Here is a 25363-nt window from a genome sequence, read left to right as displayed (position 1 = left end):
CTCTACCTAATGAAGAGTTGAACTCTTGGACTTATTCGTTAGGTAGAGGAATAATTATAATCAAAGATTAAAACAGGAAATACTAAAAAAATGAACGGTATAAGAAAAAAAGTAATTACCCTAGCTTTCTGTAGTTTGGTTTTCCATTCTATTCAAGCGCAATCCAGTAAATGGTCAGACTTAGTGTCAATTCCTACAAAAACAGACACGTTGAAAAAGGAAGAAACTAAGGATAAAAAAGAAAAAATTAAAAGTTTCGAGGAGTTAATTGGCAAAAATGCGTTAGCGACAAAAGGTTTATTCAACAGCTATAAAGTTGATAATAAATACTACCTTGAGATCCCCGACAGCCTCCTCAACAAAGACATGTTAGTAGTTTCCCGCTTCACACAAACTCCAGTAGGCTTACGTGAATTCAGAGCACAATATGGGGGAGAAATGATCAATGAACAACTATGGCAATGGCAACGTCGGGACAAGAGCATATATATACGAGTACCAAGCTATGTATATATGGCTTCCGGTGATTCGGATATTCATCAGGCTTTAGAAAACTCTAATGCTATGCCTATTTTAGCTGCCTTTGATATAAAAGCCTTCAATAATAACGGAAAGAATGTATTAATTGACGTTACTGAATTTTACAACGGAGATATTCCAGGTATGCCTCTTCCTGAAAAATTGAAAAAAACTTACAAAATCACCAGTATTGACGCTTCACGTTCATACATCGATACAGTTAAGACTTTCCCAACAAATATTGAAGTTGGGACTGTAAAAACCTATCGTTCTACAGAACTTCCAGCTGATAAAACGGTGGGTGCTATGACCTTTGGCATAAACACATCAATGATACTATTACCGGAAACCCCAATGAAGCCCCGTTTTGAAAATGCTCGTATCGGTTATTTTTCCAATCGTAAAGTTGACTTCGGTGCTAACGATCAAAAAGTAACGTGGAAAGCGTTCATACAACGCTGGAGATTGGAACCAAGTGATCCCGAAGCTTATGCACGAGGCGAATTAGTAACACCAAAAAAACAAATTGTATATTATATTGACCCAGCTACACCAAAGAAATGGGTTCCATATCTAATACAAGGAGTTAACGACTGGAACACCGCTTTCGAAGCCGCTGGATTTAAAGATGCAATTGTAGGAAAAGAAGCTCCTACAAAGGAAGAAGATCCGGACTTTAGTACCGAAGATGCTCGCTATTCTGTTATCCGTTATTTTGCATCTGAAATTGAAAATGCTTACGGACCTCGTATTTCAGACCCCCGTTCTGGTGAGATTATAGAAAGTCATATCGGCTGGTACCATAATGTTATGTCGATACTTAGAAATTGGTTTTTTGTACAAACAGCAGCTATTCACAATGGCGCACGCGGAGCAAAACTAAGTGACGAACAAATGGGACAGTTGATACGTTTTGTTTCTTCACACGAAGTTGGTCATACTATTGGGTTACTACATAACTTTGGTTCAAGTGCAGCTTTTGATGTAGACTCCTTACGCTCTCCAACATTTACCGAAAAATATGGAACTGCCCCATCAATTATGGACTATGCCCGTTTTAATTACATAGCCCAACCTGGTGATGGTGTCAAAAACATATATCCTAAAATTGGAGAATACGATCGTTATGCAATAAACTTTGGCTATCGATATTTAGGAAATCAAACCCCAGAACAAGAACAAAGCTACTGGGAGTCCTATATACAAGAAAAGGCAAACAACCCTTTGTATTATTATGGTCAGCAAGGATCAATGGATCCTAGAGCACAAAGTGAAGACTTAGGAAATGATGCTGTAAAGGCCAGTGAATATGGAATAGCTAATTTAAAATATATTCTTCCTAATTTACAAGAGTGGATTTACAAGCCTAACGGCGAGCTTAGCGAAGTTAAGGACATGCACATTGAAATTTTACGTCAATATCGCCGCTATGTAAATCATGTGGTAGCAAATATCGGAGCAATGACAGAGAACTATAAAACACAAAGTGAACAAGGCTCTGTATTTGAATATTTACCAAAAGAAAAACAACGTCAAGCCATTCAATTTGTTGGCGATCAAGTTTTCAATACGCCAACATGGTTATTAGACTCTACTTTAATGTCGAGAACTGATTATGGTACAATAGTAAACCGTATAGTAGAAATGCAAAATCAAGTTCTGACATCTGTTCTAGAGACCTATACTTTTGCTCGTATGCTAGACAATGAGTTTAAGAACGGAGATCGTGCTTATACCGTAACTAATCTATTAACTGATGTTGAAAAACAATTATTCTCAACAAAAGACCTAGATGTATTTAGCAGAGGATTGCAACGCGCCTACATTGACCGTCTTGGTGTATTAATGAAATTGGATAAGCCAGTTCAAGAAACAAGATATGCAGCTGCAGGATTAACTCCTTACAATCCTAATCTATCAGATATGCGCGTAATTATGCAGAATGCATTATTAAAAGTCGAAACCGTAATCACTAAGTTGAGTAAAAAGAGTAAAGGCTTTGATCAAATCCACTATGAAGAATTACTGAAGCGCATTACAACTATTAAAGATCAGAGAAAGGGCTAGTTGAATTTGATACTAATGAAATCTATATAAGGTAAAAGGTAGTTAAAATAATATTTGTTTCAAGTGTATAGTGTAAACGTCGCATCTACAAGGTGCGGCGTTTTTTTATTATCAACAACTTTTCCTACTTTCCCAGCAAATAGAGTTCCCTAATTCTGGCAAGATGACGATAATCGGCAAGGTATTCCATTTTTTTGTATGGGAATATCTGCTTAGCTGCAAGCAGCTCACTAGATTTTACAAAGTTCATAAAATCTTTATAGTATGCTTGCCGCTGATTGCTATCCGACTGACTTTGCTCCCCAATATAACGCACTTGATTTTCACTAACATTAATTTTCACCTGAATATCATCTACTGCTTCAAACATAATCATAGGGTTTTTAAAGCCATCCAAGAAAATACCAAAACCGATTTTATCCTCTTCCTTATGAGAAAAAATATAAGCAGTATAAAGAAAAGGACCAATGGCGATTTCATTTACTTTAATAAGTAGTTTCATAGTTTATACGTAATTGGTGAATTTTCATTAAAAATAACACAATAAAAAGCAAAACAACGAGTTGAAACCATAATTTTAATAAAAGTAAATTACTTTAAATAATAAAATCAGGAAAATTGTACAAATATAAGTCTCACAAAAATAAACTCTCTTTTTTTAAGTACTTTTAAATTGCAAACAGAAATCTAAAAATAAACGCTAATTAAAATATGAGTACTTCTTTAAATTTTATAAACATTGGAATACAGGAGCTTATTATTCTCTTTATGTTCATTATTCCAATTGTCATCATTATCGTTATATCTGTGTTTCACGTGGTGTCAAACCAAAATATTTCTAGGCAAAACCGTCTTTTATGGCTTGTTCTTATAGTGTTAGCTCCTTTAATAGGTAGCTTGATTTATTGGCTAGTTGGAAAAAATAGATATATTGAGAAAAATAAATAATTGATGAACTGTCACATGTATGAAATTATACTTATAGGAAGCTGTTTTGCTTTAACAGTATTGTTTGGAATAATGTGGATAAAACAAAAAAAAGCTAGCAAAAAGTTACAAGAACAAGTAGCCAAACTTGAAAACACAGTACATTCTCAACAACTTATAGATATCGATTACAAGCTTAATCCACATTTATTTAAAAATGTATTGAATACTATTCAATCACACGCCTATCAAACATATCATAGCTTAAATTCTCTCTCAAATGTATTAGATTATATTTTATATGAAAGTGACAAAAAATACGTATCACCAGAGCAAGAAATCAATTTTGCACTTAATCTTATCGAGATTTACAAGGTAAAGTTAAGCCCTTTGTTTGATCTAAAAATCAAAAAGAACATACATGAAGGTGAATTACTGTATAAGCAAAATTTAATAGCTCCATTTCTTTGCATAGACCTCATAGAGAATGCATTCAAACACGCTGATATCCAAAGCCAAAATTCGTTCATAGTTATATCATTTGAATTTCAAAACAATATTTTTTCTTTAACGGTTGCTAATAAAATATCAAAAAAAGCACCTCTAAAAAAAGAAAAACAGGGCTTTGGTTCTAAAACCATCACACAAAGATTAGACATTATCTATAAAGACAGTTATAAATTGGATAAATTTACTGAAAATGATGTTTATATTGCTCATTTAAAAATCGACTTACTTGAACACAAAACTAAAATGCTTGCTACTAGACGATGAACTCCATAGTCTAACCTATTTAAAGCTTCTTTGCGAACAAATACCTAATATAGAGGTGGTAAAAGCATTTAATAATCCTAACGATTTTTTAAAACAACAGATGAATATCGAATACGACATCGTTATTATGGACATTGAAATGCCAGAAATCACGGGCATCCAACTGGCTGATTTCATTAAGGGCAAAGGTATAATTTTCACAACGGCCTATAGTGAATATGCAGCTGACGCATTCGACTTACAAGCAATCGATTATATTAGAAAGCCGCTAAAATTAGATCGTTTAAAGTTAGCTATAAATAAGGCTACACATAAAGTACAAGTGCCATTAAAAAAGACTTTCATCCAGCTCAATAGCGATATAGGAAAGTTTATACTTCACTTTGACCAGATACGTTATATAAAAACCTCTACTGATAGTCGTGACAAAATTGTCTCTTTGGCAAATGGCAATGAAGTAACGCTCAAAAACATTTCTTTTCGTAACCTTGAGGCATTACTCCCGCCATCTTCTTTTTGCCGAGTCAACAAAAAAGAATTGATTGCTCTCAATATCGTACATGCTTTTTCATATGATGAAATTACAAGTACTATACAAGAGGAAAATAACACTTTTAAAACCTTTATATTAAGCGATCGCTATAAATCTAACTTTATAGAAAAAATAAATTTGTAATCCACAGGGACTAATTTCACTTTCGTTACAAAAAACATCAACATTATCACATATTATTCCTCACTTGTTACATAAGCAAAAATTAAGCTCCTTTCAATCCTTAATTTCACGTTATTAATTTACAAAAAGGTATTCATTAGCCTCACTGAAACAGAATTAAAGATGAAAAAAATAAAAAGTACATTCTTTTACGTTGGCATAATTGGAGTGTTTTCAATACTGATTTATTGGATTATTATTCAGGGAAAGAATATGGAAATAGGTCGAGATATCGTTATTGAGTCTTATGGAAACTCGCAATGGGAAGAGTTTCTAACTACAATGTCACACAATTTACAACACCCTCTAGCCATATTATTGGCTCAAATATTTATAATTATACTAGTGGCTAGATTGTTTGGCTGGTTATTTAAGAAAATAGGACAACCAACGGTTATCGGCGAAATAGTAGCAGGTATAGCTTTAGGCCCTTCACTTTTGGGCATGTATTATCCAGAGTTTTCTGCTGTACTATTCCCTATAGAATCACTTAACAACCTACAGTTTTTGAGTCAGATTGGTCTAGTATTATTTATGTTCGTGATAGGAATGGAACTTGATTTAAAAGTTTTACAAAACAAAGCACACGATGCCATTGTAATTAGTCATGCCAGTATCATTTTCCCTTTTGCCCTAGGTGTTACTTTAGCCTACTTTATTTACACAAACTTTGCTCCCGTAGGTATAGCTTTTTCGTCTTTTGCTCTATTTATAGGAATTTCAATGAGTATTACAGCCTTCCCCGTCCTCGCAAGAATAGTGCAGGAACGTAACCTTCAAAAAACTAAATTAGGCACAATAGTTATTACTTGTGCTGCAGCTGATGACATTACAGCTTGGTGCATACTAGCGGCAGTCATTGCTATTGTAAAGGCCGGTTCATTTTTAAGCGCATTATATATCATAGTATTAGCGTTAGCTTATGTTTTTATAATGATAAAATTAGTACGCCCTTTTCTAAAGCGCGTAGGTGATATGCATAGCTCACGGGAAAACCTTACAAAGCCCATTGTCGCTATATTTTTTATTACTCTGATTATATCTTCATATCTAACAGAGGTTATTGGCATACACGCTTTGTTCGGAGCATTTATTGCTGGAGCAATTATGCCAGAGAACACCAAATTTCGAGCCCTTTTTATCGAAAAAGTTGAAGATGTAGCTTTAGTTTTACTACTCCCTTTATTTTTTGTTTATACTGGTCTACGTACACAAATAGGACTTCTTGACCAACCATACCTCTGGAAAGTAACAGGTTTAATAATTTTAGTGGCTGTTGTGGGAAAGTTTTTAGGAAGTGCTCTGGCAGCTCGTTTTGTTGGTCAAAACTGGAAAGACAGCCTCACCATAGGAGCACTTATGAACACAAGAGGACTTATGGAACTCGTTGTCTTAAACATAGGTTATGATTTAGGTATACTTACTCCAGAGATATTTGCTATGATGGTTATTATGGCGTTGATAACTACGTTTATGACGGGACCGGCAATTGATTTAATTAATAAAGTTTTTAAAGGAAAATCATCTATTATACCAGGCGAAATAAGTACGCACGGAAAATACAATCTATTAATATCTTTTGGTGCACCTGAACGAGGTAAAACCCTCTTGCGACTTGCACAAAATATGATTAAAAAAATGGATAAAAGTACGACGATCACCGCAGTGCATTTAACCCCGACTAATGATTTACACAAATATAATGCTGATCAATATGAACAGGAAAGTTTTGCACCTATCGTTAACGAATCTCTATTAATTGATCAACAAATAACGACCTTATTCAAAGCCTCTAATAATATAGAGCGTGATATTGTAGAAATAACCAACGAAGGGCCGTACGATTTACTCTTAATCGGTGTAGGACAATCTATCTTCGAAGGTAGTTTATTGGGTCGTCTTTTTGGCTTTACAACCAGAATAATCAATCCTGAAAAGATCATGTTTCAAGTTTTAGAACGTGACAACTTACTCGAAAACTCGATCTTCTCCTACAGCACACAACAAATTTTGCATAAAACCAAAATATCCGTTGGTGTTTTCATAGATAACGACTTCGAAATTGCAAATAAAATAGTTTTGCTCATATATCATATAAATGACTTAAAACTGATTAAATATATCCGAAAATTTATCCATAACGTACAATCTCAAGTCATAATTATTGACAATAAAAATATCATACAACAAGATACAACAGCACTGGAACTCATCCGTTCTATTGAACATGTTGCTCCCAACCACATAACACGTTATACTGATTTCGAGATTAATAACGACTTTATTAAAGAGCAAGATCTTATTATACTAAGTACAGAAAGCTGGAAAGAGTTATTTAATGATCAAAACCGTTGGATTTCGGATATTCCATCTACATTGTTAATAAAAGATCGAGACTAACTAAAATAGCCCCATATTATTTAGGGGCTATCATTATTTTAATAAAGGGAATAATATTACTGATTAGAAATGAGTTCCCGGGCATGTTGTAAGGCAGATTCTCTGGGATTTGCTCCACTTAGCATTTGAGCAATTTCTACGACTCTATCCTCTCGATTTAACAACACAATTGATGTTGTTGTACGATTACCATCATCTTGCTTAAACACCTTAAAATGAGCATTTCCTTTCGACGCAATTTGCGGCAAATGAGATATGGCCAATACCTGCATATTCATAGAAAGACGTTCCATAATCTCCCCTACTTTTAATGCTACTTCTCCCGAAATTCCAGTATCTATTTCATCAAATATAATTGTGGGCAATGAGGACGTTTCTGCTACCAAAGATTTCATAGCTAACATGACACGGGACAACTCTCCTCCCGAGGCAACCTTATCAATAGATTGGAGCTCTTGTCCTTTATTAGCTGAAAATAAAAAAGCCACATGATCAGCACCATTCGTCTTAAACTTATCTATAGATACTGTATTTAATTGTATCTTTAGCTTTGCGTTTTCCATCCCTACTTCGCTTAACACACCCTCTACATGTTTTTCGACTCTCTCAACTACAGACTCACGAGATTCTGTTAGGGTTTTAGCTGCTAGCTGTAGTGTTTGCTTATTTCTATTAACCGTCTCTTTTAGTTCGAAAAGAAGCCCCTCTTGATTGCTTACAGCTAAAATCTTCTTTTCCAACTCATCTCGTAAAACAATAAGTTCAGAGACGCTCTCAACTTTATGCTTTTTCTGTAAATTATAAAATGTACTTAAACGTTCATTGAGAAAACTTAATCGACTTTCATCCATCTGCACTTCATCTCCCATGTGTTCTACCTCCGCAGCAATATCCTTCACTTCTATCCAAACACTATTTAAACGTTCAGACAACTCCTTGGCATCTACCAAATAGTGCGCTACATTTTGCAAATGCCCTGTAACTTCTTTTAACCTTTCTACGATTGGCTGCTCCTGTCCATCGAGGAGAGATGTAGCAGCTAAAAGCCCTCTTTTTATTTCCTCTGCGTTTTCTAGTTTCTTTAGTTCTTCTTCCAAATCATCCTGTTCATCAGCAACAAGGTTTGCCTGTGCTAATTCATCATACTGAAATTGATTAAAATCAAGCTCTAAATTACTTTGCTGAATAGTTTCTTCTAAAGTATGCAAAGCCTGTAAACTTTTCTTATAGTCTTTCAGCCTTGCATTATAATCTGTATGAATATGTGCATTTTTAGCAACGCTATCCAAAAGTAACAACTGAAACTGTTCCGTACTGATCTGTAAAGTAGCGTGCTGAGAATGTATATCGATTAGTTTCTCACCTAAACTTCGCAATACATTTAAAGTAACAGGTGAGTCATTAATAAAAGAGCGGGATTTTCCTTCAACAGAAAGCTCTCGCCGAATAATGGTCTCGGATTCATAATCCAAATCATGCTCTTGAAAATAACTTTTAAGATCGTAAGCTGCAATTTCAAAATGCCCTTCAATTACACATTTCTGATCATTCCTAAAAAAATGACGCCCCTCCGCTCTATTGCCTAAAATAAGACCTAAAGCACCCATTATAATTGATTTACCGGCTCCAGTCTCCCCTGTTATTATGTTTAAACCTGCATCAAATTGAATATCTAAGTTTTCAATCAATGCATAATTTTTAATAAACAATCTGTTAAGCATATTATAAAAGCTATAGTTTTCTATCTTCTTATTTTCATGTACATCATCTAGCGCAAAGCTTCATATTTAGCTGTATTACTAGGATCTAATGCCACCAATGTGTTAAAAACTTTATTTCCCTCATTACCTGGCAACTTACTGAACACACCTACAAACTCATTAGACTTAGCTGAAAAAAGAACAGATGTGACAACATTACCAGTTTGATTTCTATCGACCTCTTTCAATTTATCTAACTGAGCTAACATCACAGACCGTCCTTTAAGCTGATCCTGGCTCATTATATCTAAGCCCTCTCTATGGTAATTATAAGAAAAGTCACGATAAGACTGATATCGGCGATCTAATAAATTAGTAATTAACCAATACCTATTTTCTAATGATTCCATAGATCGCCAACCTTGTTCACTACTATTTTGAGCTGCATTTAAAATTGTACGTGCACTCGTCAAATACTGATTCCCTCCATACAGTTTAAATGTATCAGCATCCATACCAATTATGATATTAGCATAAAATGCTAACAGGGAAGTCAGACTACTACGGCTTTCATTTTCATTAAAATCAAGTTGCTCACCTTCTACATAAGAGAAATCAAAATTCCGATCATGATAAGCTAATATTGTAGAATTATAGTTTGTACCATAAACAGGCCTATAAGAAAACACTTGTGCAGAAGCTTTAAAATTCTTAGACCCATCCCATTCAGATACTGTAACTAATAAAGCTGCATCAATCCTTTCAGAAATATTTGTTTTAAGTGTTGTCCAAGAGCGATTATTCAAGAAATCTTGCATAACTTTTTGCAACATGTCTAAAGCCCTTTTATTAGTATTCTGCACTTGAGGGGATTGAATTTCTACACGGACATTAAGCTCCTGCCCCATCAATTCTACCGCACAAAAAAATTGCACAAAAAACAGCAATAATAGACTTCTAATTTTTATCACCTTCATACTTCAAAGATAAATATTTATGCCTGTTTAGGAAAACTCATTGAATAAACAATCTCAACAAAAAACAATATGTTTGTAAATATGCTCAACAACTATTCAAAACAATTAAGCAAGTATATACCACAGCAAGCTGCACCTATCATTGCTGCTTGGATAATAGACTCTGGTTGCCTTTTTAGAATAGCCCGTAGTCGAAAAACTAAATTAGGAGATTATACAGCACCTTTTAAAGGTGAACCTCATAAAATATCAGTAAATCATGACTTAAACCCTTATGCTTTTTTAATTACTACAATACATGAATTTGCTCATTTAAAGACTTGGCAACAGTTCAAAAACAAGGTAAAACCTCACGGAATGGAATGGAAAACTCATTTCAAAATTCTTATGGAACCCTTTTTAAAGCTTCAAATATTTCCGGAAGACATACATTTTGCCATAACAAAATACATGGATAACCCAGCGGCCTCGAGCTGCACAGATTTAAACTTATATCGGGTATTACGTAACCACGATAAAAATGCTCAACAAATAGAAACAATAGAGTCAATACCCGAAGAAGCTTATTTTAAAATCAAAGATGGACGGGTATTTCAAAAAAAAGAAAAATTGCGTAAACGCTATAAATGCATAGAAATTAACACAAATAAAACATATCTATTTCATCCTATTGCGGAGGTTACAACAATAAAGGAGTGAAAAAATTGCTGCCTCGTCTGTTTATTATTCAACCTGTATTAACCAGAAAGTGTAGTACAAACAAAATCACCCCATAATAGAATACTTTCTAATAATAAACTCGTACTTTTAACAACAGAACTTTTTACCTTATTACACAAATGAAAAAAATGTTTCTCGTTACTGTATTAATATCTACATTATTCTCATGTAAACAGACAGTAAACTCAACAAACACAAACGGACTAGACTCCTCAGCTCTCTCCGCTATCACGATAGAGACCTACAAAAATTATGTTACACAATTGTCTTCCGACGAATTTATGGGAAGAATGCCATTTACCAAAGGCGATACATTAACAGTAGAGTATATAAAAAAACAATTTGAAGATTTAAAATTGACTCCTGGGAATCAGGATTCATATTTTCAAGAGGTTCCAATGGTCGAAACTACTTCGACTCCAACTAATAAGAAATTAACTTTCAAAGGAAAGAGTGGAGAAGTTACCATAAATCACTTAGATGATTATGTTATTGGAAGTAGAAAATTAAAAGAAAAAATTAACGTTGATAACTCAGAACTCGTATTTGTAGGTTTTGGTATAGTAGCTCCCGAATTTAACTGGAATGATTATGAAGGGATCGATGTTAAAGGAAAAACAGTAGTAGCGATGGTCAATGACCCTGGTATGTACAATAAAAACCTTTTCAAAGCAGATACGATGACCTATTATGGCCGTTGGACTTATAAGTATGAAGAGGCTGCACGACAAGGAGCAGCCGGGGTTCTATTAATACATGATACAAAAGCAGCAAGCTATGGTTGGAATGTAGTACGTTCTGGCTGGACCGGCCCACAATTAAACCTCGTAAATGATGATCTTCTCACCGAAATTGAAGGCTGGATAACTACCGAAACAGCAAATAAAATATTTTCCTTAGCCGGTATTTCTAGCGACATCCAAGAAACGGCTAAAAAAACTGGTTTTAAAGCCATTCCACTTGACATCAAAGTGAGCACAGAATTGAACAATGATTACAGAACATCTCAATCTAACAATGTTATTGCAAAACTTGAAGGAACAAGCAGGCCAGACGAAGTAATTATATACACTGCACACTGGGATCACTTAGGCATTGGTGAAGCTGTAAATGGCGACTCTATTTATAACGGCGCTATAGACAATGCTGCCGGTGTAGCTGCATTATTTGAAATAGCAAAAGCATTTCAAGCTGCAGATAAAAAACCAGAGAGAACTATAGTTTTTCTTGCAGTAACTGCCGAGGAACAAGGTTTACTAGGCTCTGCTTATTACGCTGAAAACCCTATTTTCCCATTGAATAAAACTGTAGCAAACATTAATATGGATGCTTTTAATGCAATTGGCGCAACTAGAGATGTATCCGTAGTTGGAATTGGACAAACAGAAATAGAAGATTATGTAGAAAAGTCCGCTGCTAAGTTCGATCGCGTAATGAAAGGCGAAAGCAATCCCTCTTCCGGTGGGTTTTACCGGTCAGACCATTTTAACTTTGTAAAAGTTGGGATACCGGGTCTTTTTATGGGCAGCGGTAGCGATTATATAGAAAAAGGATCAGAGGCTTTAGAACAAAGAAAAAAAGCCATGGCTGGTCGCTATCATGCGCCTAGCGATCAAGTGGACGAAAACTGGGACTTTACTGGGATTATAGAAGATATAAAACTTTTTTTTGACATAGGCCATACCTTAAGCCTGGAAAAAACATTTCCGAATTTTAAAGAAAAATCAGAGTTTAGAGAGCTAGGGAACAAGCGACTAAGCCAATAATTTCTTTTTCAATTTAAAACAACAAAAACACAACAAATAAAAACTATGTTAACTGGAATGAAACACTTACACTCAACACTAGCAATTGTATTACTAATTGCACTAGTTATCTCTATCATCGTAACGTTGATGAATTACTTAAACAATAAGCCTTACAATAGAAAAATAGCTTTGATAGGCTTCATTTCATCACATTTACAATTACTGATCGGTTTAATTATCTACTTTGTATCCCCACTGGGAATTCAAGCATTTTCTGGAGAAAATATGAAAAACAGTTTATCTCGTTTATATTTTCTTGAACACCCTTTAATGATGATTATTGCAATCATACTGATAACAATAGGCTACTCAAAAGCAAAGAAAATAACAGATGCTAAAAAAGCCAATCAAACCGTATTAATCATGTATACCATTGGTTTGATTTTAATCCTTTCTCGTATTCCTTGGAGTACTTGGTCTATACTTGCTTAAATAGATAAGCAAGCTTTACATATATAAAGAAAAGCACCTTGATTTTAATTTGTCAAGGTGCTTTTTTATATAAATTTTTCTCATACTAGATTTACACTTTACGCGAATAACAGATTGTACATCCAAAGCAGATAATGAAAACTTATAAGTGACATTTCTTCTCCCCAGTATGCCAAACAACTTAAAGTATTATTACAAAAAAAGAGATGCTCTTTATAAAGAGCATCTCTTTTTTTGTAATATAAAATATAATTAATACTCGTATTAATCTCTATGTTTTCCGAAACCTAAAATGTTAAAAACGACTCTAAAAGCAATTATGGTCGCAATAATTAAAGCAATATTAGCAATCGCAGAGAACATAAAAGTCATTTGATCTAAAGCAGGGATCACATCAGGGATAAATCTTCCAAATACACCCACTAAACCGATTATAATAGCAACAGTTAAAGTCACGTAGTGCTCGGTACGATTTGCATAATTATCCGTCTTCTTTGCCGGTCTTGGAGATACTGTATTTTCCATATCAGTTTAATCTTTTTTAATTAACACAAATGTACAAAAGTAAAATTGGGAAATGAAATATTTTGACCTTATTTAAAAGTATCTTCACGTAGAACCTTCTTTTGTCCAAACAAATTATGCTTTTTTTAGTAATATTGCATCTCATAATATATTGCAGTGAAAAAAACATACTTTCTTACACTAATCTTATTGCTTATTAATCTACTCTGCTTTTCGCAAAAACAACAGATTAATAACTTTATAATTAAAGAAAACCTTACGCAGAATGGTAAATTAGCTATTATCGCTGTAGATAGTACAGAAACTCCTTTGGAGCATATAAATGGAACTTTTATTTTCAATATCAATGGTTTTCAACAAGACCTAGCTTTTCACGATGGAATTGCAGTTGTAAAACAAACAATGGAATCCTCTAATTTCGTATTCTTTAAACATAACAACCAACAAAAGTCATACGGAAAACTATACTATATCTATAAATCGAAAACCGGGTTAAAGCCTATAAAAATATACGGACTATTACTCATCATAATACCCGCAGTCGTACTACTAATAGCCTATGCTTTTAAACGCTTTATAGGTACATTTATCATTCTAGCCTTGATTTACGGATACTTCCATTTTAGCAAAGGGCTTGATCTTTCAAAGATTTTCGAAAGTATATTACTGGGGTTAAAAGACTTAATCTAAAAAGGTAAGCCCACACTAAAATTGTACTGTAAAAAGCTATATCGATCTGGTTTATGTGTTTCATAAAAAGCCTCTTTAAAGCTACGTGATTTAAAGAAGTCTTTAATAACCCATTGATTTGCTCCTTCAAATTGAGGGTCTTTGAGTTTAAGCCCCGTATCTAAACGAATTACAAAATAATCCATATCCAGACGTAAACCAAAACCTGTCCCTATAGCAATTTGGGATAAAAACTTATCTGCCTCAAATTTCCCTGCTTTAGTTATACCATTATCTCGAAGTAACCACACGTTCCCCATATCAATAAAAGTAGCCCCGTTGAGCTTCGCACCTAGAAACCTATTTAATAAGCGAAATCTATATTCCACATTTGTTTCAATTTTTATCTCACCAAGCTGATCCAAGTTTCTCAGATTCAATCTTAAACTCTCAGGTAATTCGGCACGATTATATTTACCTGGGCCTAATGTGCGTGCTTGCCAAGCGCGCATACCATTCATCCCTCCAGCATAAAAGCTCTTCTCAAAAACCAATAACTTAGAATTATTTCCATAAGGCACAGCAATACCACCATTGAAACGAAATACCAATTGCCGATTTCCTCCTAAATATTTATAATGCCGAAAATCAACTTCTGTCTTAGCATACTGTAAGTAAGGAACACCTAATAGTAAATTCTCTCCGATACTATTCTTTTTTGCATTCGATAAACTACTAAAAACACTAAGCAAATTACCACTACTCTCCAACGACAATCGAAAATAATTGAAATTCTCTAATCTTAACAGCTTTCTTGAATTATAGGTATAAGCATATTGGGCACTTAATCCGAAATACTGTCTATCATTGCTTTCAACATAAAGCCAATAACCTTGATCTAACAATTGCTGCTTAAAATCAGTGTTAAAACGCCCTGTCCTATAATCAAGTAATAATGGAGTTAAACTATGCTGACCTTTTTCTGAGCTATACCACATATAATTTAAAGAGGTGGTCAGGTATCGGTTAGAGTATGTATTATCTTGCTGAAACAACTGTAAGTTTGTAGCATAGGTTGTACGTGGCAAACCATAAGTCCCTGTATTAGCACTCTCAAAAGGTGTCATTAACCTTGGAAAAGAAATATTAACTCCCACCTGAAAGTCATTATTAAACACCTTATTCTTTAAACTTCCTGGGAGTCTTGGATCGAACATAATACCATACCCCAACTTTAAATCAAGCTGTTCAGCACCTCCAAATAAATTTCTATGGGAAAATGTATTTCCAACATTCAATCCGCTCATCCCCGAACTGAATGCAAATTCTCCTTCCACTTGGTTAGCCATCAAAGGGCGAGGTGTTAATTGATAATGTGCATGTAAATTTTGATCCTTTATTTTTTCATAGTTTATTTTAACATTTCTAAAGCCATTTGTCTCATAAAGACGATCATAAGATTGATTTTCTTTCAAGAGATTATAATGATCTCCCTCTTTCACATACATATATCTTGCTAAAGGTCTCAACCTAAACAATCCTGTCTGATCGTTATAACTTATTTTTAGAACAGAATCACGATATACCCGAGGCTGCCTGCTCGAAGCTTGCTTGTCTACTTTGACAATACTTACACTAACGCTATCGATATGATACACCTGATGTGAAGTACTATCCGTTGGGTTTTGTATTTCAATCTGTAGTGCAGCTTTATCAGCTATGGTGTTTGTATCAACTGCAACACGCATATATTGCCTCAAATACTCATAATATCCGTTGCTTTTAAGTTTTAAATAGAGGGCTTCTCTTTCATTTAACAAATTGCCACTATCAAATTGTTCACCTGCCTTAGCTAATGAAAAAGGGCGTATATGCCTTTCATAGATTTCACGAATCAGCGGATCATCAACATTATAATTTATATCGCTCAGGATATATGGCTTTCCTAATGCAACATCAAACCTAACTTTGGCTTTCTTATTACTGTTCGTACTTACTACCGGACGCACATATGCATTAAAATACCCCTTAGTCTGCAAAAAACCTGATATTTGTGTAGCCGAGAATTCTAATAATGATGAGTCAAGCAGATGCGGTGGTTCTCCTACATTCCGAATACGTTTTGTTTTATAACGTCCTCCCGTAGTATTAAATAAATTATAAATAGTTAGGTTAAGCTTAGAATTGGGCTTAATTTCATTAGAAATATAAGAGGAAGCCCGTTCTTTTAAATCTGTAGGTACCCCTTCTATATCAACAGCTGTAACCAAAAATTGATTGTCTTCAATATATTTTGCTGACCTACATGATGCGAAAAATAGCGACAAAAGCGTTATACTTGCAAAAGTAAAAATACTAATTTTCTTAATCATCAGTTCATGTTATCAAAAGCGCAAATAAGTTTTATAACGTCTTTGCAGCATAAAAAATTTCGCAAACAGCACGGTCTTTTTATAGTGGAAGGCATCAAATCCGTATTAGAGTTTATTCATTCCGCTTACGTTATAGACACTGTATACACAACGGCAGAGACGCTCACAAAAATGAGCAATTTACCGCATAAAATAAAATGTATTACAACAAGTGAAAGCGACTTTAAGAAAATATCTAGCTTAACCTCTCCGCAAGGCATATTAGCCTTGATAAAGATACCGACAGACGATGCCGTGAATTGGGAAGAAATTCGCCAACAACATATTATAGCTTTAGATAATATACAAGATCCCGGGAATCTAGGAACTATCATAAGAACAGCAGAGTGGTTTGGAATAAAACATATCTTTTGCTCAATAGGCACTGTGGACGCATACAATACAAAAGTCGTACAAGCTACCATGGGCTCTCTATCCCGTGTACAGCTACATTATACAGATTTAATTCCTTTTATAAAGCAGTCAAAAATGACCTTATATGGGGCACTATTAGAAGGCAAATCAATCTATCAAACGAATTTTCAAAAGACAGGAGTTATTATCATGGGGAATGAAGGTAATGGAATCAGCAAGGAAATAATTGAACAAATAAACCATGCGGTAACAATACCCCGCATAGGCGAGGCTGAATCCTTGAATGTAGCCGTAGCGACCACTATATTCTGTTCGGAAATAGCTAGACAGAAATTAACAAATAACATTTAAGTGGACGATAATAAATCCATATATACGCTTCCCTTCGCACTATTGTGTCTAAGCTCGCTATTATTTTCTGCAAGCTTTAATATGATTATTCCCGAACTTCCCAATTATTTAAGTCAATTAGGTGGAGCTGAACATAAAGGATTAATCATTGCCTTATTCACTTTAACAGCGGGGATATCCAGACCTTTTAGTGGAAAATTGACGGATAAATGGGGTAGGGTTCCCGTTATGGCAGTAGGATCTATTGTGTGTTTTTTATGTGGTTTTCTCTATCCTATTATTAGTTCTGTAGCAGGTTTTTTTATGTTGCGCCTTGTACATGGTTTTTCTACGGGCTTTAAACCTACATCCACTTCGGCGTATATTGCCGATATAATTCCTCATAATAGATGGGGAGAGGCATTGGGGATGCACGGTTTATGCTTTAGCATTGGTGGCGCAGTAGGACCTGCAATCGGCAGCTATATAGCAGAAGATTTTGGCATCAATACTATGTTTTATAGTTCTTCAGTGTTTGCGCTACTATCCATTGTAATAGTACTCAACATGAAAGAAACCTTAAAGAATAAAGAAAGGTTCAATCTTTCTATGTTAAAAATCCGACGTGATGAAATAGTAGAATTACGTGTAATCCCCGCAGGAATCGTCACCTTACTTTCTTATACTGGCTATGGTGTTATTCTAACATTAATCCCCGATTGGAGCGAACATTTAGGTATTGGAAATAAAGGTTTATTTTTCACGGCATACACTCTTTCTTCTATTGCTATACGCTTCGTATCCGGTAAAGTAGCAGATCGTTACGGTCGAATTCCTGTCATGATCGTAGGCTTATTTATCATTGCTGTCGCCGTGCTCCTATTGGGCTTAGGCAACAGTATCAATGGACTCATTTTAGGCGCCGTCATTTATGGAATTGGAACAGGTATTCTCTCCCCAGCTGTTAATGCCTGGACGATAGACCTTAGCCTGCCGCAACATCGAGGCAAAGCTATGGCCACTATGTATATTGCATTGGAAGCCGGTATAGGTGGCGGAGCATTATTGGCAGGCTATGCATACCACGACGATATCTCAAGAATACCTGCTATTTTTATAGTAAATAGTATCGTTATTTTATTAGCTTTCTTTTATATACTTTTTTGGAACCATAAAAATAAACGCCATACGCCACAAGAACGAGAGTGAAGAAAACAAGAAGATTCTATTCTTAAACAGGCAAGCCAGTCCCCTGATTACGTAGATCATTTACGACAGGTCGAGAAGTACTTTCATACAAAACAATAAAACAATTAAAACGTTATAAAATTAATATTTAGCGTCCATACCAATGCAGAACAGCAACAAACTCCCCTACTCAGTAAGCTTAGCAGCTAGCTTATTTGCCACGACTTTAATATTAGCTTTTATGTATGCGACACAAAGTCTACTGGTACCGCTTCTTTTCTCTATTTTAATAGCGATTTCTTTATTCCCCTTAGCTAGTTTTTTAGAAAGAATACGTCTCCCTAGGGCTGTTGCTGCAATAGTTTCAGTAGTTGTAGCTATAGCTATAATAACTCTACTTGGCTGGTTTATTATTCACCAAAGTATTATTATCGGGAAAAATGCATCTTCAATAACATATAAAGTTCTATCTGTTATTGAGCGTGGTATAGTATGGGCTGAACAAACATTCAATGTTCAGCGAAATGATTTGGTCGCACAAGTTCAAGAACAGGGTGAGAAAATTATGTCCAATGCAGGAACAGTACTTACGAATACCTTTGGATCAATCAGCGGTCTGATAGCTGGTATGGTTATGGTACCCATATTTACATTTTTCTTATTATACTATAGGGATTTTTTTAGAGAATTTTTCTTCAAAGCCTTCAAAAGCTCTTCAAATAAAAAAGTAAATGACACCTTAAACAAAGTATACGATGTTGTTCAGAACTACCTTTTGGGTCTAATTACAGTTATGGGGATAGTCGCCATACTAAACACCCTAGGACTCATTATTCTTGGGATAGAGTATGCATGGTTTTTTGGTACACTAGCATCGTTGCTTATGCTACTCCCCTATATTGGTATAGCTATTGGGTCTATATTGCCTGCACTATTTGCTTTAGCTGTTAAGGATAATGCGTGGTATGCCATTGGAGTAGTTGCTTGGTTTCAAGTAGTGCAATTCTTGGAAGGGAACATTATCACCCCAAATATTGTTGGAGGAAAAGTAAGTATAAACCCATTAATGGCTTTAATAACCCTTTTACTAGGAGGTATGCTTTTTGGTCTATCCGGTTTAATATTAGCATTACCACTAACAGCCACTATCAAAGTTATTTTCGATGCAATCCCCTCTATGGAAGCTTTTGGTTTTCTAATTGGCGAACCAGAGAAACAACATCTCAAACGAAACGCAACACAAGAACTCTTAACAAAATGGGGGATTGTAAAAAAGCCCAAAATAAAAAGCAAAATACAAGTAGATATAAATGTCGAAACTGATGCAAAAGCGGCCGACACCACTATCAGTTATAAAGAAATAAACGAATCGGAAGAGGTACCTTATACTGATGTAACATCAAATAAAACAAACCAAAAACTAGATGATAAGTAAAACTATCACTTAAACATAATGCCAAGCGACAGCCCTAAATGCTGATGGTTAAAGTTCTTTCCATAATTATTTTTAGTCAACTGCTGATAACCATAAGCTGCCGACACAAAAAAATCAATAGACCCAGGGTTGTCTAACAAGTAGTAAAGACCGCTCTTAAATAAGAATCCTTTATCGTACCGCTGTCCTACTTTAGGCGCATAACCTGCATTAGCTAGTACACCGACACTTGATTTAAAACCAAATTGTTTAATCGGCAATCGCCCGTCAACAAAAATAGGGAGTAAGCTATAATCATACTTCATCATTTTCACATTTGTTCCCACAAGATCGTTAGCTAGATAATCACCTTTAAAAATCTCATTCCCTAGTCCTAGCCCCAAATAAGCTCGTTCATTATAATTCTGTCCGAAAATAAAATGTGCAGCAAAACCACCAAAACTTCCATTATAACCTTTATTCGCTATACCAATATTCCCCCCAGCTTGTATAATCGAATAACCACTTTGCGCAAAAGTCGCCCATGTTGTAAGACAGAAAATAAAAAGTAAAAAAAACGTTAGTAACCTCATTTAATTTAAAATTTTAAAAACTAGCTCCCGTAAAATATCACCACTTCCCGTATGAGGACCTACATCAAGGCCCTTTGTTTTCAAATCATAGACACTTAATTGATTTATAATATCAAAAGTTTTACGTCTATTAAAATTACGAGCAGCTAATTCATACTCTTTTAAGAAAAAAGTATGCACCCCGAGTTGCTTAGCAGCGCTCTGCGGTGACTTATCGGGTAGATAGTGATACTTTAAAATTTTCGTAAAATAACTCCCTAATGTTCCAATAACCATTGGTAAGGGATTAGATTTCGGATTTTCTGCAAAGTAATTTACTATCTGAACAGCTTTCAATGTATTCCGTTTTGCTAAAGCAGATTGTAGTTCAAAAACATTGTAATCCTTGCTAATACCAATATTCTGTTCAATATGCTTAGGCAATATTTCCTCGCCTTTGGGAACATTCAATAATAGTTTTTCAACTTCATTAGCGATTTTAGACAAATCTGTTCCTAAATATTCTGCCATCATGGATGATGCCTGTGGATGTATAGTATATCCTTCCATTCGAAACTGGTCACCAATCCACTCAGCTACCTTATTATCATATAGTTTAGCAGACTCTACAACGACGCCAGCCTTATCAAAGGCTTTATATATCTTTTTTCGTTTATCAAACTTACCGTACTTAAATGCTAAAACGAGAATAGTAGTCGGGGTTAGGTTTTCGATATACTTTAACAGAAAATCTTCTTCGGCTTTCCACTTGAGTTCCTGCGCCTCTTTAATCACAATAAGCTGATAGTCGCTCATCATAGGATAACGCTTTGCTGTATTAACAATGGTCGTTATACTCGTATCTTTGCCATAAAGTAATGTCTGATCAAATCCTTTTTGTGCATCGGTCAGCACCGTATTTTCCAATGCATCGCTAATCAAATCAATATAATAGGACTCATCTCCATGTAATAAATATACAGGGCTAAATTTGCGCTTTTTAATGTCGGAAAGTATAGTGTTAACGTTCATACCTTGCGAAAATACAACTTTAAATACAAAATTGTATCTACTGTTTGTTTCAACTATTGACGTTGTAAAATTATAGCAATTAACTTCTAATATCATACACACCTTTTAATACCAAATTCACCCCTTCTTCGGACCTTTACCTCATGTTTACCACACCTAACCCACTCATTAGCTACAATTCACCTACTCTTTAAGTAGGAAAAAACCAGATAAAATAGAACCAAACACAAGGAAATTCCCGAAAAAGGTGTGAAGGAAGTCCGCTGAACACCCAAAGTAATTGCGAAAACATAGCTTTTTATCTGTTTTGCACGACCACATAAAAAGCTTATTTTTGTACTATGTTTGAACCGATCGTACTTAATTTACCACCTTATCCGTCAAAAATATCTCGGAAACTCGGCAAACTATATATATTTGATGATCTTCGAAAAAAAGATCTGGTCTTAACTCCAGAAGAATGGGTACGGCAGCATTGGGTAAATTATTTACATAAGTTCAAGAAATATCCCAAGTCGTTGATGCAGATAGAAGGAGGATTATCCTTAAATACGTTACAAAAAAGAAGTGACTTATTAATTTTTAATAATCAAGGTGAAAAGATACTTTTGGCAGAATTTAAAGCACCGACTGTCAAAATTACCGAAAAAACCTTTAGTCAGATCGCAAATTACAATACGATTCACAAAATTCCACTACTTTTAGTCAGTAATGGAATTCAGCACTATTATTGTAAAATAGATTTTGAATTACAACGCTTTGACTTTATAGAGGAATTACCTGATTATAATACACAAGTTGATTTGTAAATTAGAATTAAAAATATAATTTTATATTAGTCAGTTAGAAAAGAAAAAAAACATGAATATAGATAAAAACGAATTTAGAAAGTATGCTATCAAACATCACCGCATTGGCAGTCAGCATGTCGATAGCTTCATTTCACGCGTTCAAACTAATATGCCCACTAATTTGACTCCTTATATCATTGAGGAACGTCAATTAAATGTGGCACAAATGGATGTTTTCTCTCGCTTAATGATGGATCGTATTATTTTTTTAGGCGATGCCATTAATGATCAGGTTGCCAATATCGTACAGGCTCAGCTTTTATTCTTGCAGTCAACCGACGCACAGCGCGATATTCAAATCTACATTAATTCACCTGGAGGTAGTGTATATGCAGGCTTAGGTATATACGACACTATGCAATATATTGCTCCAGACGTTGCAACTATCTGTACTGGTATTGCAGCTTCGATGGGTGCAGTTCTATTGGTTGCTGGTGCAAAAGGAAAGCGTGCGGCACTTAGACACTCTCGAGTGATGATACACCAACCATCTGGTGGAGCACAAGGTGTTGCTGCTGATATGGAGATCAACCTACGCGAAATGATGAAATTAAAAGAAGAGCTTTATACCATTATTGCTGATCACTCGGGCCAAACGTACGAATGGGTTGAAAAGTCGTCAGACCGTGATTACTGGATGAAGGCAGCAGAGGCAAAAGATTTTGGTATGATTGATGAAGTATTATTACCAAAAAAAGAAGTAAAATAAGCCATGGGCAAAACTAATAACAGAGATACACGGTGTTCATTTTGTGGAATAGGCAAAGGTGACACACAGATGCTAATCGCTGGAGACGGCGCCCATATCTGTGACCGTTGCATTACACAAGCAAGTGAAATTCTTAACGAGGAGCTCAAGCAACGTAAAAGCAAGCATCTACAAACGGCATTAAAATTAATTCGCCCTGCAGAAATAAAAGAACACCTAGATCAATATGTCATTGGTCAGGATGATGCAAAAAAGGTGATTTCCGTAGCTGTTTATAATCACTACAAACGTCTTAACCAAAAAGTAGACAAAGATGAGATTGAATTAGAAAAATCCAACCTTATCGTTGTAGGAGAAACAGGTACAGGAAAAACATTGCTCGCTAAGACAGTCGCAAAAATATTAAATGTACCTTTCTGTATCGTAGATGCCACGGTACTAACAGAAGCAGGCTATGTAGGTGAAGATGTGGAAAGTATATTAACACGGCTTCTTCAAGCTGCTGATTATGATGTAGCAGCAGCAGAACGTGGAATTATATATATTGACGAGATTGATAAAATTGCACGCAAGAGTGACAACCCTTCCATTACACGCGACGTCTCTGGAGAAGGAGTACAGCAAGCCCTTTTAAAAATATTAGAAGGAACAAATGTCAATGTTCCCCCCCAAGGTGGTCGTAAACACCCTGACCAGAAAATGATCACTGTAAATACGAGCAACATCTTATTTATTTGTGGTGGTGCATTTGATGGTATACAGAAGAAAATCGCAAACCGCCTTCGTACGCAAACAGTAGGGTACAAAATGAAAGACGATAGCGATGATATTGATTTGAACAACCTATACAAATATATCACGCCGCAAGATTTAAAAAACTTCGGTTTAATTCCAGAGCTAATCGGTCGTTTACCAGTATTAACTTATCTTAATCCTTTAGATAAAGAAACATTGTTAAACATATTGACAAAACCGAAAAATGCATTAATTAAGCAATATGAAAAGCTTTTTGAATACGAAGATATTGAAATCACATTTGACCCTGAAGTATACAACTTAGTCGTTGACAAAGCTTGGGAATTTAAACTCGGAGCAAGAGGCTTAAGAAGTATATGTGAAGCAATTATGCTGGATGCCATGTTTGAAATTCCATCTATAAAAGATCAGATGGAACATAAAAAACTACATATAACCGTCGCATATGCTAACGATAAGCTGGATAAGTCCGATATGAAAAAACTGTTAGTTGCATAATAATAAAAAACCCTCACCCAAAAACACGTGAGGGTTTTTATTTAGACACCTTGTCTACTGCGATTATTTTATCATTGAATACTTAAAAAGCTAAAAAAACATTCCTATACACTTTGTTGTTTAACTAAAACAATAGAAGATGAAAAAAGTAAAAAAAACAGTTGAATCTGCAATTACACCGGGGTTAAAAACAAAGGAAGAAATTGTGGAAAATTGGTTACCAAGATATACAGGCTGCCCACTAGATGTGTTTGAGCCTTATGTGCTCTTAACGAACTTCTCGAGCTATGTGACTATGTTCTCCGAAATGCATGACAATGCTTTTATCTATGGACAGGGTAAAGCGATGCAAGCCTGTACAGCTGATGGGATCACAATCATCAACTTCGGAATGGGAAGCCCTATGGCTGCAACCATTATGGATTTATTAACAGCAATAAATCCCAAAGCTGTACTTTTTTTAGGTAAAACGGGGGGGCTGAAAAAGAAAATACCTGTTGGGGAACTCATATTACCTATTGCCGCAATACGTGGAGAAGGTACGTCAAATGACTACTTCCCGAGCGAAGTCCCTTCACTACCATCTTTCGCTTTACAAAAAGCAATATCAACTACTATACGGGATTACTCAAGAGATTATTGGACAGGAACTGTGTATACTACAAACCGCAGAGTTTGGGAACATGACAAAGCATTTAAAAAGTACTTAAAAGCTATCCGTGCAATGGCTGTCGACATGGAAACGGCCACAATATTTAGTGTAGGGTTTCATAATAAAATATCCACTGGTGCTTTACTATTAGTATCTGATCAACCTATGGCGCCCGAAGGTGTAAAAACAGCAGAAAGCGACCTGACTGTTACAGCACAATATGTAGAGACACACTTAGAAATAGGCATTGATGCTTTAAAACAACTTATCAACAATGGTCTAACTGTTAAACACTTAAAGTTTTAGAAAGCTATAATAAATTAATTAAGGTAATAAACTAGG

The 25363-nt window shown here is 35.1% G+C and carries 23 protein-coding genes; 16 read left to right on the top strand and 7 right to left on the bottom strand.

Translation table 11 applies throughout. The annotated features are described in order from the left end of the window. Positions 1 to 90 precede the first annotated feature (90 nt). Positions 91 to 2586: a zinc-dependent metalloprotease gene (locus tag ORI89_RS11250; protein WP_268230580.1), complete on the top strand. Its 2496-nt coding sequence runs from the start codon at positions 91 to 93 to the stop codon at positions 2584 to 2586. A gap of 124 nt (positions 2587 to 2710) precedes the next feature. Here the strand turns inward: ORI89_RS11250 and ORI89_RS11245 are convergent, their stop codons facing one another. Then, entirely contained in the window at positions 2711 to 3088 is a 378-nt protein-coding gene (locus tag ORI89_RS11245; protein ID WP_268230579.1) for a hypothetical protein, read from the bottom strand. Between the two features lie 209 nt (positions 3089 to 3297). Between ORI89_RS11245 and ORI89_RS19275 the strand changes: the two genes are divergently transcribed. From ORI89_RS19275 to ORI89_RS11230, 4 genes are all read left to right on the top strand, one after another. Further along, a complete protein-coding gene (locus ORI89_RS19275; RefSeq protein WP_442800882.1) occupies positions 3298 to 3534 on the top strand; it encodes a PLDc N-terminal domain-containing protein in 237 nt (78 codons plus the stop codon). Between the two features lie 15 nt (positions 3535 to 3549). After that, on the top strand, positions 3550 to 4287 hold the full coding sequence (locus ORI89_RS11240) for a histidine kinase (protein WP_268230578.1): 738 nt from the start codon (positions 3550 to 3552) through the stop codon (positions 4285 to 4287). Beyond that, positions 4250 to 4963: a LytR/AlgR family response regulator transcription factor gene (locus tag ORI89_RS11235; RefSeq protein WP_268230577.1), complete on the top strand. Its 714-nt coding sequence runs from the start codon at positions 4250 to 4252 to the stop codon at positions 4961 to 4963. Before ORI89_RS11240 ends, ORI89_RS11235 begins: the two co-directional genes overlap by 38 nt. A 162-nt stretch (positions 4964 to 5125) precedes the next feature. Beyond that, complete coding sequence (locus ORI89_RS11230) at positions 5126 to 7402, top strand: cation:proton antiporter (RefSeq protein WP_268230576.1); 2277 nt, start codon at positions 5126 to 5128, stop codon at positions 7400 to 7402. Between the two features lie 56 nt (positions 7403 to 7458). Here ORI89_RS11230 and recN read toward each other — a convergent pair whose 3' ends face one another. Next, the gene (gene recN / locus ORI89_RS11225; RefSeq protein WP_268230575.1) at positions 7459 to 9123 is read right to left on the bottom strand and encodes a DNA repair protein RecN; all 1665 of its coding nucleotides are present in this window, start codon (positions 9121 to 9123) and stop codon (positions 7459 to 7461) included. A 47-nt stretch (positions 9124 to 9170) separates the two neighbouring features. Further along, the gene (gene porD, locus ORI89_RS11220) at positions 9171 to 10079 is read right to left on the bottom strand and encodes a type IX secretion system protein PorD (RefSeq protein ID WP_268230574.1); all 909 of its coding nucleotides are present in this window, start codon (positions 10077 to 10079) and stop codon (positions 9171 to 9173) included. 81 nt (positions 10080 to 10160) lie between these two features. On the opposite strand from porD, the gene ORI89_RS11215 reads away from it, so the two are divergent. From ORI89_RS11215 to ORI89_RS11205, 3 genes are all read left to right on the top strand, one after another. Continuing rightward, positions 10161 to 10778, top strand: coding sequence for a SprT-like domain-containing protein (locus ORI89_RS11215; protein WP_268230573.1), 618 nt, complete (start codon positions 10161 to 10163; stop codon positions 10776 to 10778). Positions 10779 to 10918: 140 nt separating this feature from the next. After that, positions 10919 to 12565: a M28 family metallopeptidase gene (locus ORI89_RS11210; RefSeq protein WP_268230572.1), complete on the top strand. Its 1647-nt coding sequence runs from the start codon at positions 10919 to 10921 to the stop codon at positions 12563 to 12565. Positions 12566 to 12622: 57 nt separating this feature from the next. After that, entirely contained in the window at positions 12623 to 13039 is a 417-nt protein-coding gene (locus ORI89_RS11205; RefSeq protein ID WP_268230571.1) for a hypothetical protein, read from the top strand. A 264-nt stretch (positions 13040 to 13303) separates the two neighbouring features. Here the strand turns inward: ORI89_RS11205 and ORI89_RS11200 are convergent, their stop codons facing one another. After that, entirely contained in the window at positions 13304 to 13564 is a 261-nt protein-coding gene (locus ORI89_RS11200) for a hypothetical protein (RefSeq protein ID WP_268230570.1), read from the bottom strand. Between the two features lie 156 nt (positions 13565 to 13720). Here ORI89_RS11200 and ORI89_RS11195 point away from each other — a divergent pair, with 156 nt between their 5' ends. Further along, positions 13721 to 14254, top strand: coding sequence for a hypothetical protein (locus tag ORI89_RS11195; RefSeq protein ID WP_268230568.1), 534 nt, complete (start codon positions 13721 to 13723; stop codon positions 14252 to 14254). On the opposite strand, the gene tamL is transcribed toward ORI89_RS11195, so the two are convergent. Next, complete coding sequence (tamL, locus tag ORI89_RS11190; RefSeq protein WP_268230567.1) at positions 14251 to 16605, bottom strand: translocation and assembly module lipoprotein TamL; 2355 nt, start codon at positions 16603 to 16605, stop codon at positions 14251 to 14253. The genes ORI89_RS11195 and tamL overlap by 4 nt on opposite strands. Positions 16606 to 16611: 6 nt before the next feature. Here tamL and ORI89_RS11185 point away from each other — a divergent pair, with 6 nt between their 5' ends. From ORI89_RS11185 to ORI89_RS11175, 3 genes are all read left to right on the top strand, one after another. Further along, the gene (locus ORI89_RS11185; protein ID WP_268230566.1) at positions 16612 to 17370 is read left to right on the top strand and encodes a TrmH family RNA methyltransferase; all 759 of its coding nucleotides are present in this window, start codon (positions 16612 to 16614) and stop codon (positions 17368 to 17370) included. Continuing rightward, on the top strand, positions 17371 to 18558 hold the full coding sequence (locus ORI89_RS11180; RefSeq protein WP_268230565.1) for an MFS transporter: 1188 nt from the start codon (positions 17371 to 17373) through the stop codon (positions 18556 to 18558). It begins immediately after the preceding gene. Between the two features lie 142 nt (positions 18559 to 18700). Further along, complete coding sequence (locus ORI89_RS11175) at positions 18701 to 19972, top strand: AI-2E family transporter (RefSeq protein ID WP_268230564.1); 1272 nt, start codon at positions 18701 to 18703, stop codon at positions 19970 to 19972. Between the two features lie 5 nt (positions 19973 to 19977). On the opposite strand, the gene ORI89_RS11170 is transcribed toward ORI89_RS11175, so the two are convergent. Continuing rightward, on the bottom strand, positions 19978 to 20544 hold the full coding sequence (locus ORI89_RS11170) for a hypothetical protein (protein WP_268230563.1): 567 nt from the start codon (positions 20542 to 20544) through the stop codon (positions 19978 to 19980). After that, entirely contained in the window at positions 20545 to 21555 is a 1011-nt protein-coding gene (gene holA / locus ORI89_RS11165) for a DNA polymerase III subunit delta (RefSeq protein ID WP_268230684.1), read from the bottom strand. Positions 21556 to 21896: 341 nt separating this feature from the next. Here holA and ORI89_RS11160 point away from each other — a divergent pair, with 341 nt between their 5' ends. The 4 genes from ORI89_RS11160 (at position 21897) to ORI89_RS11145 (ending at position 25327) form a co-directional block, all read left to right on the top strand. Continuing rightward, a complete protein-coding gene (locus ORI89_RS11160; protein WP_268230562.1) occupies positions 21897 to 22364 on the top strand; it encodes a type I restriction enzyme HsdR N-terminal domain-containing protein in 468 nt (155 codons plus the stop codon). 52 nt (positions 22365 to 22416) lie between these two features. Continuing rightward, positions 22417 to 23115, top strand: a complete 699-nt coding sequence (gene clpP / locus ORI89_RS11155) for an ATP-dependent Clp endopeptidase proteolytic subunit ClpP (RefSeq protein WP_268230561.1) — start codon at positions 22417 to 22419, stop codon at positions 23113 to 23115. A gap of 3 nt (positions 23116 to 23118) precedes the next feature. Beyond that, the gene (gene clpX, locus ORI89_RS11150) at positions 23119 to 24369 is read left to right on the top strand and encodes an ATP-dependent Clp protease ATP-binding subunit ClpX (RefSeq protein WP_268230560.1); all 1251 of its coding nucleotides are present in this window, start codon (positions 23119 to 23121) and stop codon (positions 24367 to 24369) included. A gap of 139 nt (positions 24370 to 24508) precedes the next feature. Beyond that, positions 24509 to 25327: an AMP nucleosidase gene (locus ORI89_RS11145; protein ID WP_268230559.1), complete on the top strand. Its 819-nt coding sequence runs from the start codon at positions 24509 to 24511 to the stop codon at positions 25325 to 25327. Positions 25328 to 25363 lie beyond the last annotated feature (36 nt).

Origin of the sequence: Sphingobacterium sp. UT-1RO-CII-1, from assembly GCF_026711005.1 — a bacterium.
Taxonomy (GTDB): domain Bacteria; phylum Bacteroidota; class Bacteroidia; order Sphingobacteriales; family Sphingobacteriaceae; genus Sphingobacterium.
The sequence above is the reverse complement of the archived record's forward strand: the minus strand, read 5'-3'. Positions and strand labels throughout refer to the sequence as shown.

What these genes read in the sequence shown, in the direction of transcription:
- clpP (WP_268230561.1), top strand. Translation starts at nt 22,417, where the DNA reads ATGAATATAGATAAAAACGAATTTAGAAAGTATGCTATCAAACATCAC.
- ORI89_RS11250 (WP_268230580.1), top strand. Translation starts at nt 91, where the DNA reads ATGAACGGTATAAGAAAAAAAGTAATTACCCTAGCTTTCTGTAGTTTG.
- ORI89_RS11175 (WP_268230564.1), top strand. Translation starts at nt 18,701, where the DNA reads ATGCAGAACAGCAACAAACTCCCCTACTCAGTAAGCTTAGCAGCTAGC.
- ORI89_RS11145 (WP_268230559.1), top strand. Translation starts at nt 24,509, where the DNA reads ATGAAAAAAGTAAAAAAAACAGTTGAATCTGCAATTACACCGGGGTTA.
- clpX (WP_268230560.1), top strand. Translation starts at nt 23,119, where the DNA reads ATGGGCAAAACTAATAACAGAGATACACGGTGTTCATTTTGTGGAATA.
- ORI89_RS11245 (WP_268230579.1), bottom strand. Translation starts at nt 3,088, where the DNA reads ATGAAACTACTTATTAAAGTAAATGAAATCGCCATTGGTCCTTTTCTT.
- ORI89_RS11160 (WP_268230562.1), top strand. Translation starts at nt 21,897, where the DNA reads ATGTTTGAACCGATCGTACTTAATTTACCACCTTATCCGTCAAAAATA.
- tamL (WP_268230567.1), bottom strand. Translation starts at nt 16,605, where the DNA reads ATGATTAAGAAAATTAGTATTTTTACTTTTGCAAGTATAACGCTTTTG.
- recN (WP_268230575.1), bottom strand. Translation starts at nt 9,123, where the DNA reads ATGCTTAACAGATTGTTTATTAAAAATTATGCATTGATTGAAAACTTA.
- ORI89_RS11230 (WP_268230576.1), top strand. Translation starts at nt 5,126, where the DNA reads ATGAAAAAAATAAAAAGTACATTCTTTTACGTTGGCATAATTGGAGTG.
- ORI89_RS11205 (WP_268230571.1), top strand. Translation starts at nt 12,623, where the DNA reads ATGAAACACTTACACTCAACACTAGCAATTGTATTACTAATTGCACTA.
- ORI89_RS11215 (WP_268230573.1), top strand. Translation starts at nt 10,161, where the DNA reads ATGCTCAACAACTATTCAAAACAATTAAGCAAGTATATACCACAGCAA.
- ORI89_RS11200 (WP_268230570.1), bottom strand. Translation starts at nt 13,564, where the DNA reads ATGGAAAATACAGTATCTCCAAGACCGGCAAAGAAGACGGATAATTAT.
- holA (WP_268230684.1), bottom strand. Translation starts at nt 21,555, where the DNA reads ATGAACGTTAACACTATACTTTCCGACATTAAAAAGCGCAAATTTAGC.
- ORI89_RS11185 (WP_268230566.1), top strand. Translation starts at nt 16,612, where the DNA reads ATGTTATCAAAAGCGCAAATAAGTTTTATAACGTCTTTGCAGCATAAA.
- ORI89_RS19275 (WP_442800882.1), top strand. Translation starts at nt 3,298, where the DNA reads ATGAGTACTTCTTTAAATTTTATAAACATTGGAATACAGGAGCTTATT.
- ORI89_RS11210 (WP_268230572.1), top strand. Translation starts at nt 10,919, where the DNA reads ATGAAAAAAATGTTTCTCGTTACTGTATTAATATCTACATTATTCTCA.
- ORI89_RS11240 (WP_268230578.1), top strand. Translation starts at nt 3,550, where the DNA reads ATGTATGAAATTATACTTATAGGAAGCTGTTTTGCTTTAACAGTATTG.
- ORI89_RS11170 (WP_268230563.1), bottom strand. Translation starts at nt 20,544, where the DNA reads ATGAGGTTACTAACGTTTTTTTTACTTTTTATTTTCTGTCTTACAACA.
- porD (WP_268230574.1), bottom strand. Translation starts at nt 10,079, where the DNA reads ATGAAGGTGATAAAAATTAGAAGTCTATTATTGCTGTTTTTTGTGCAA.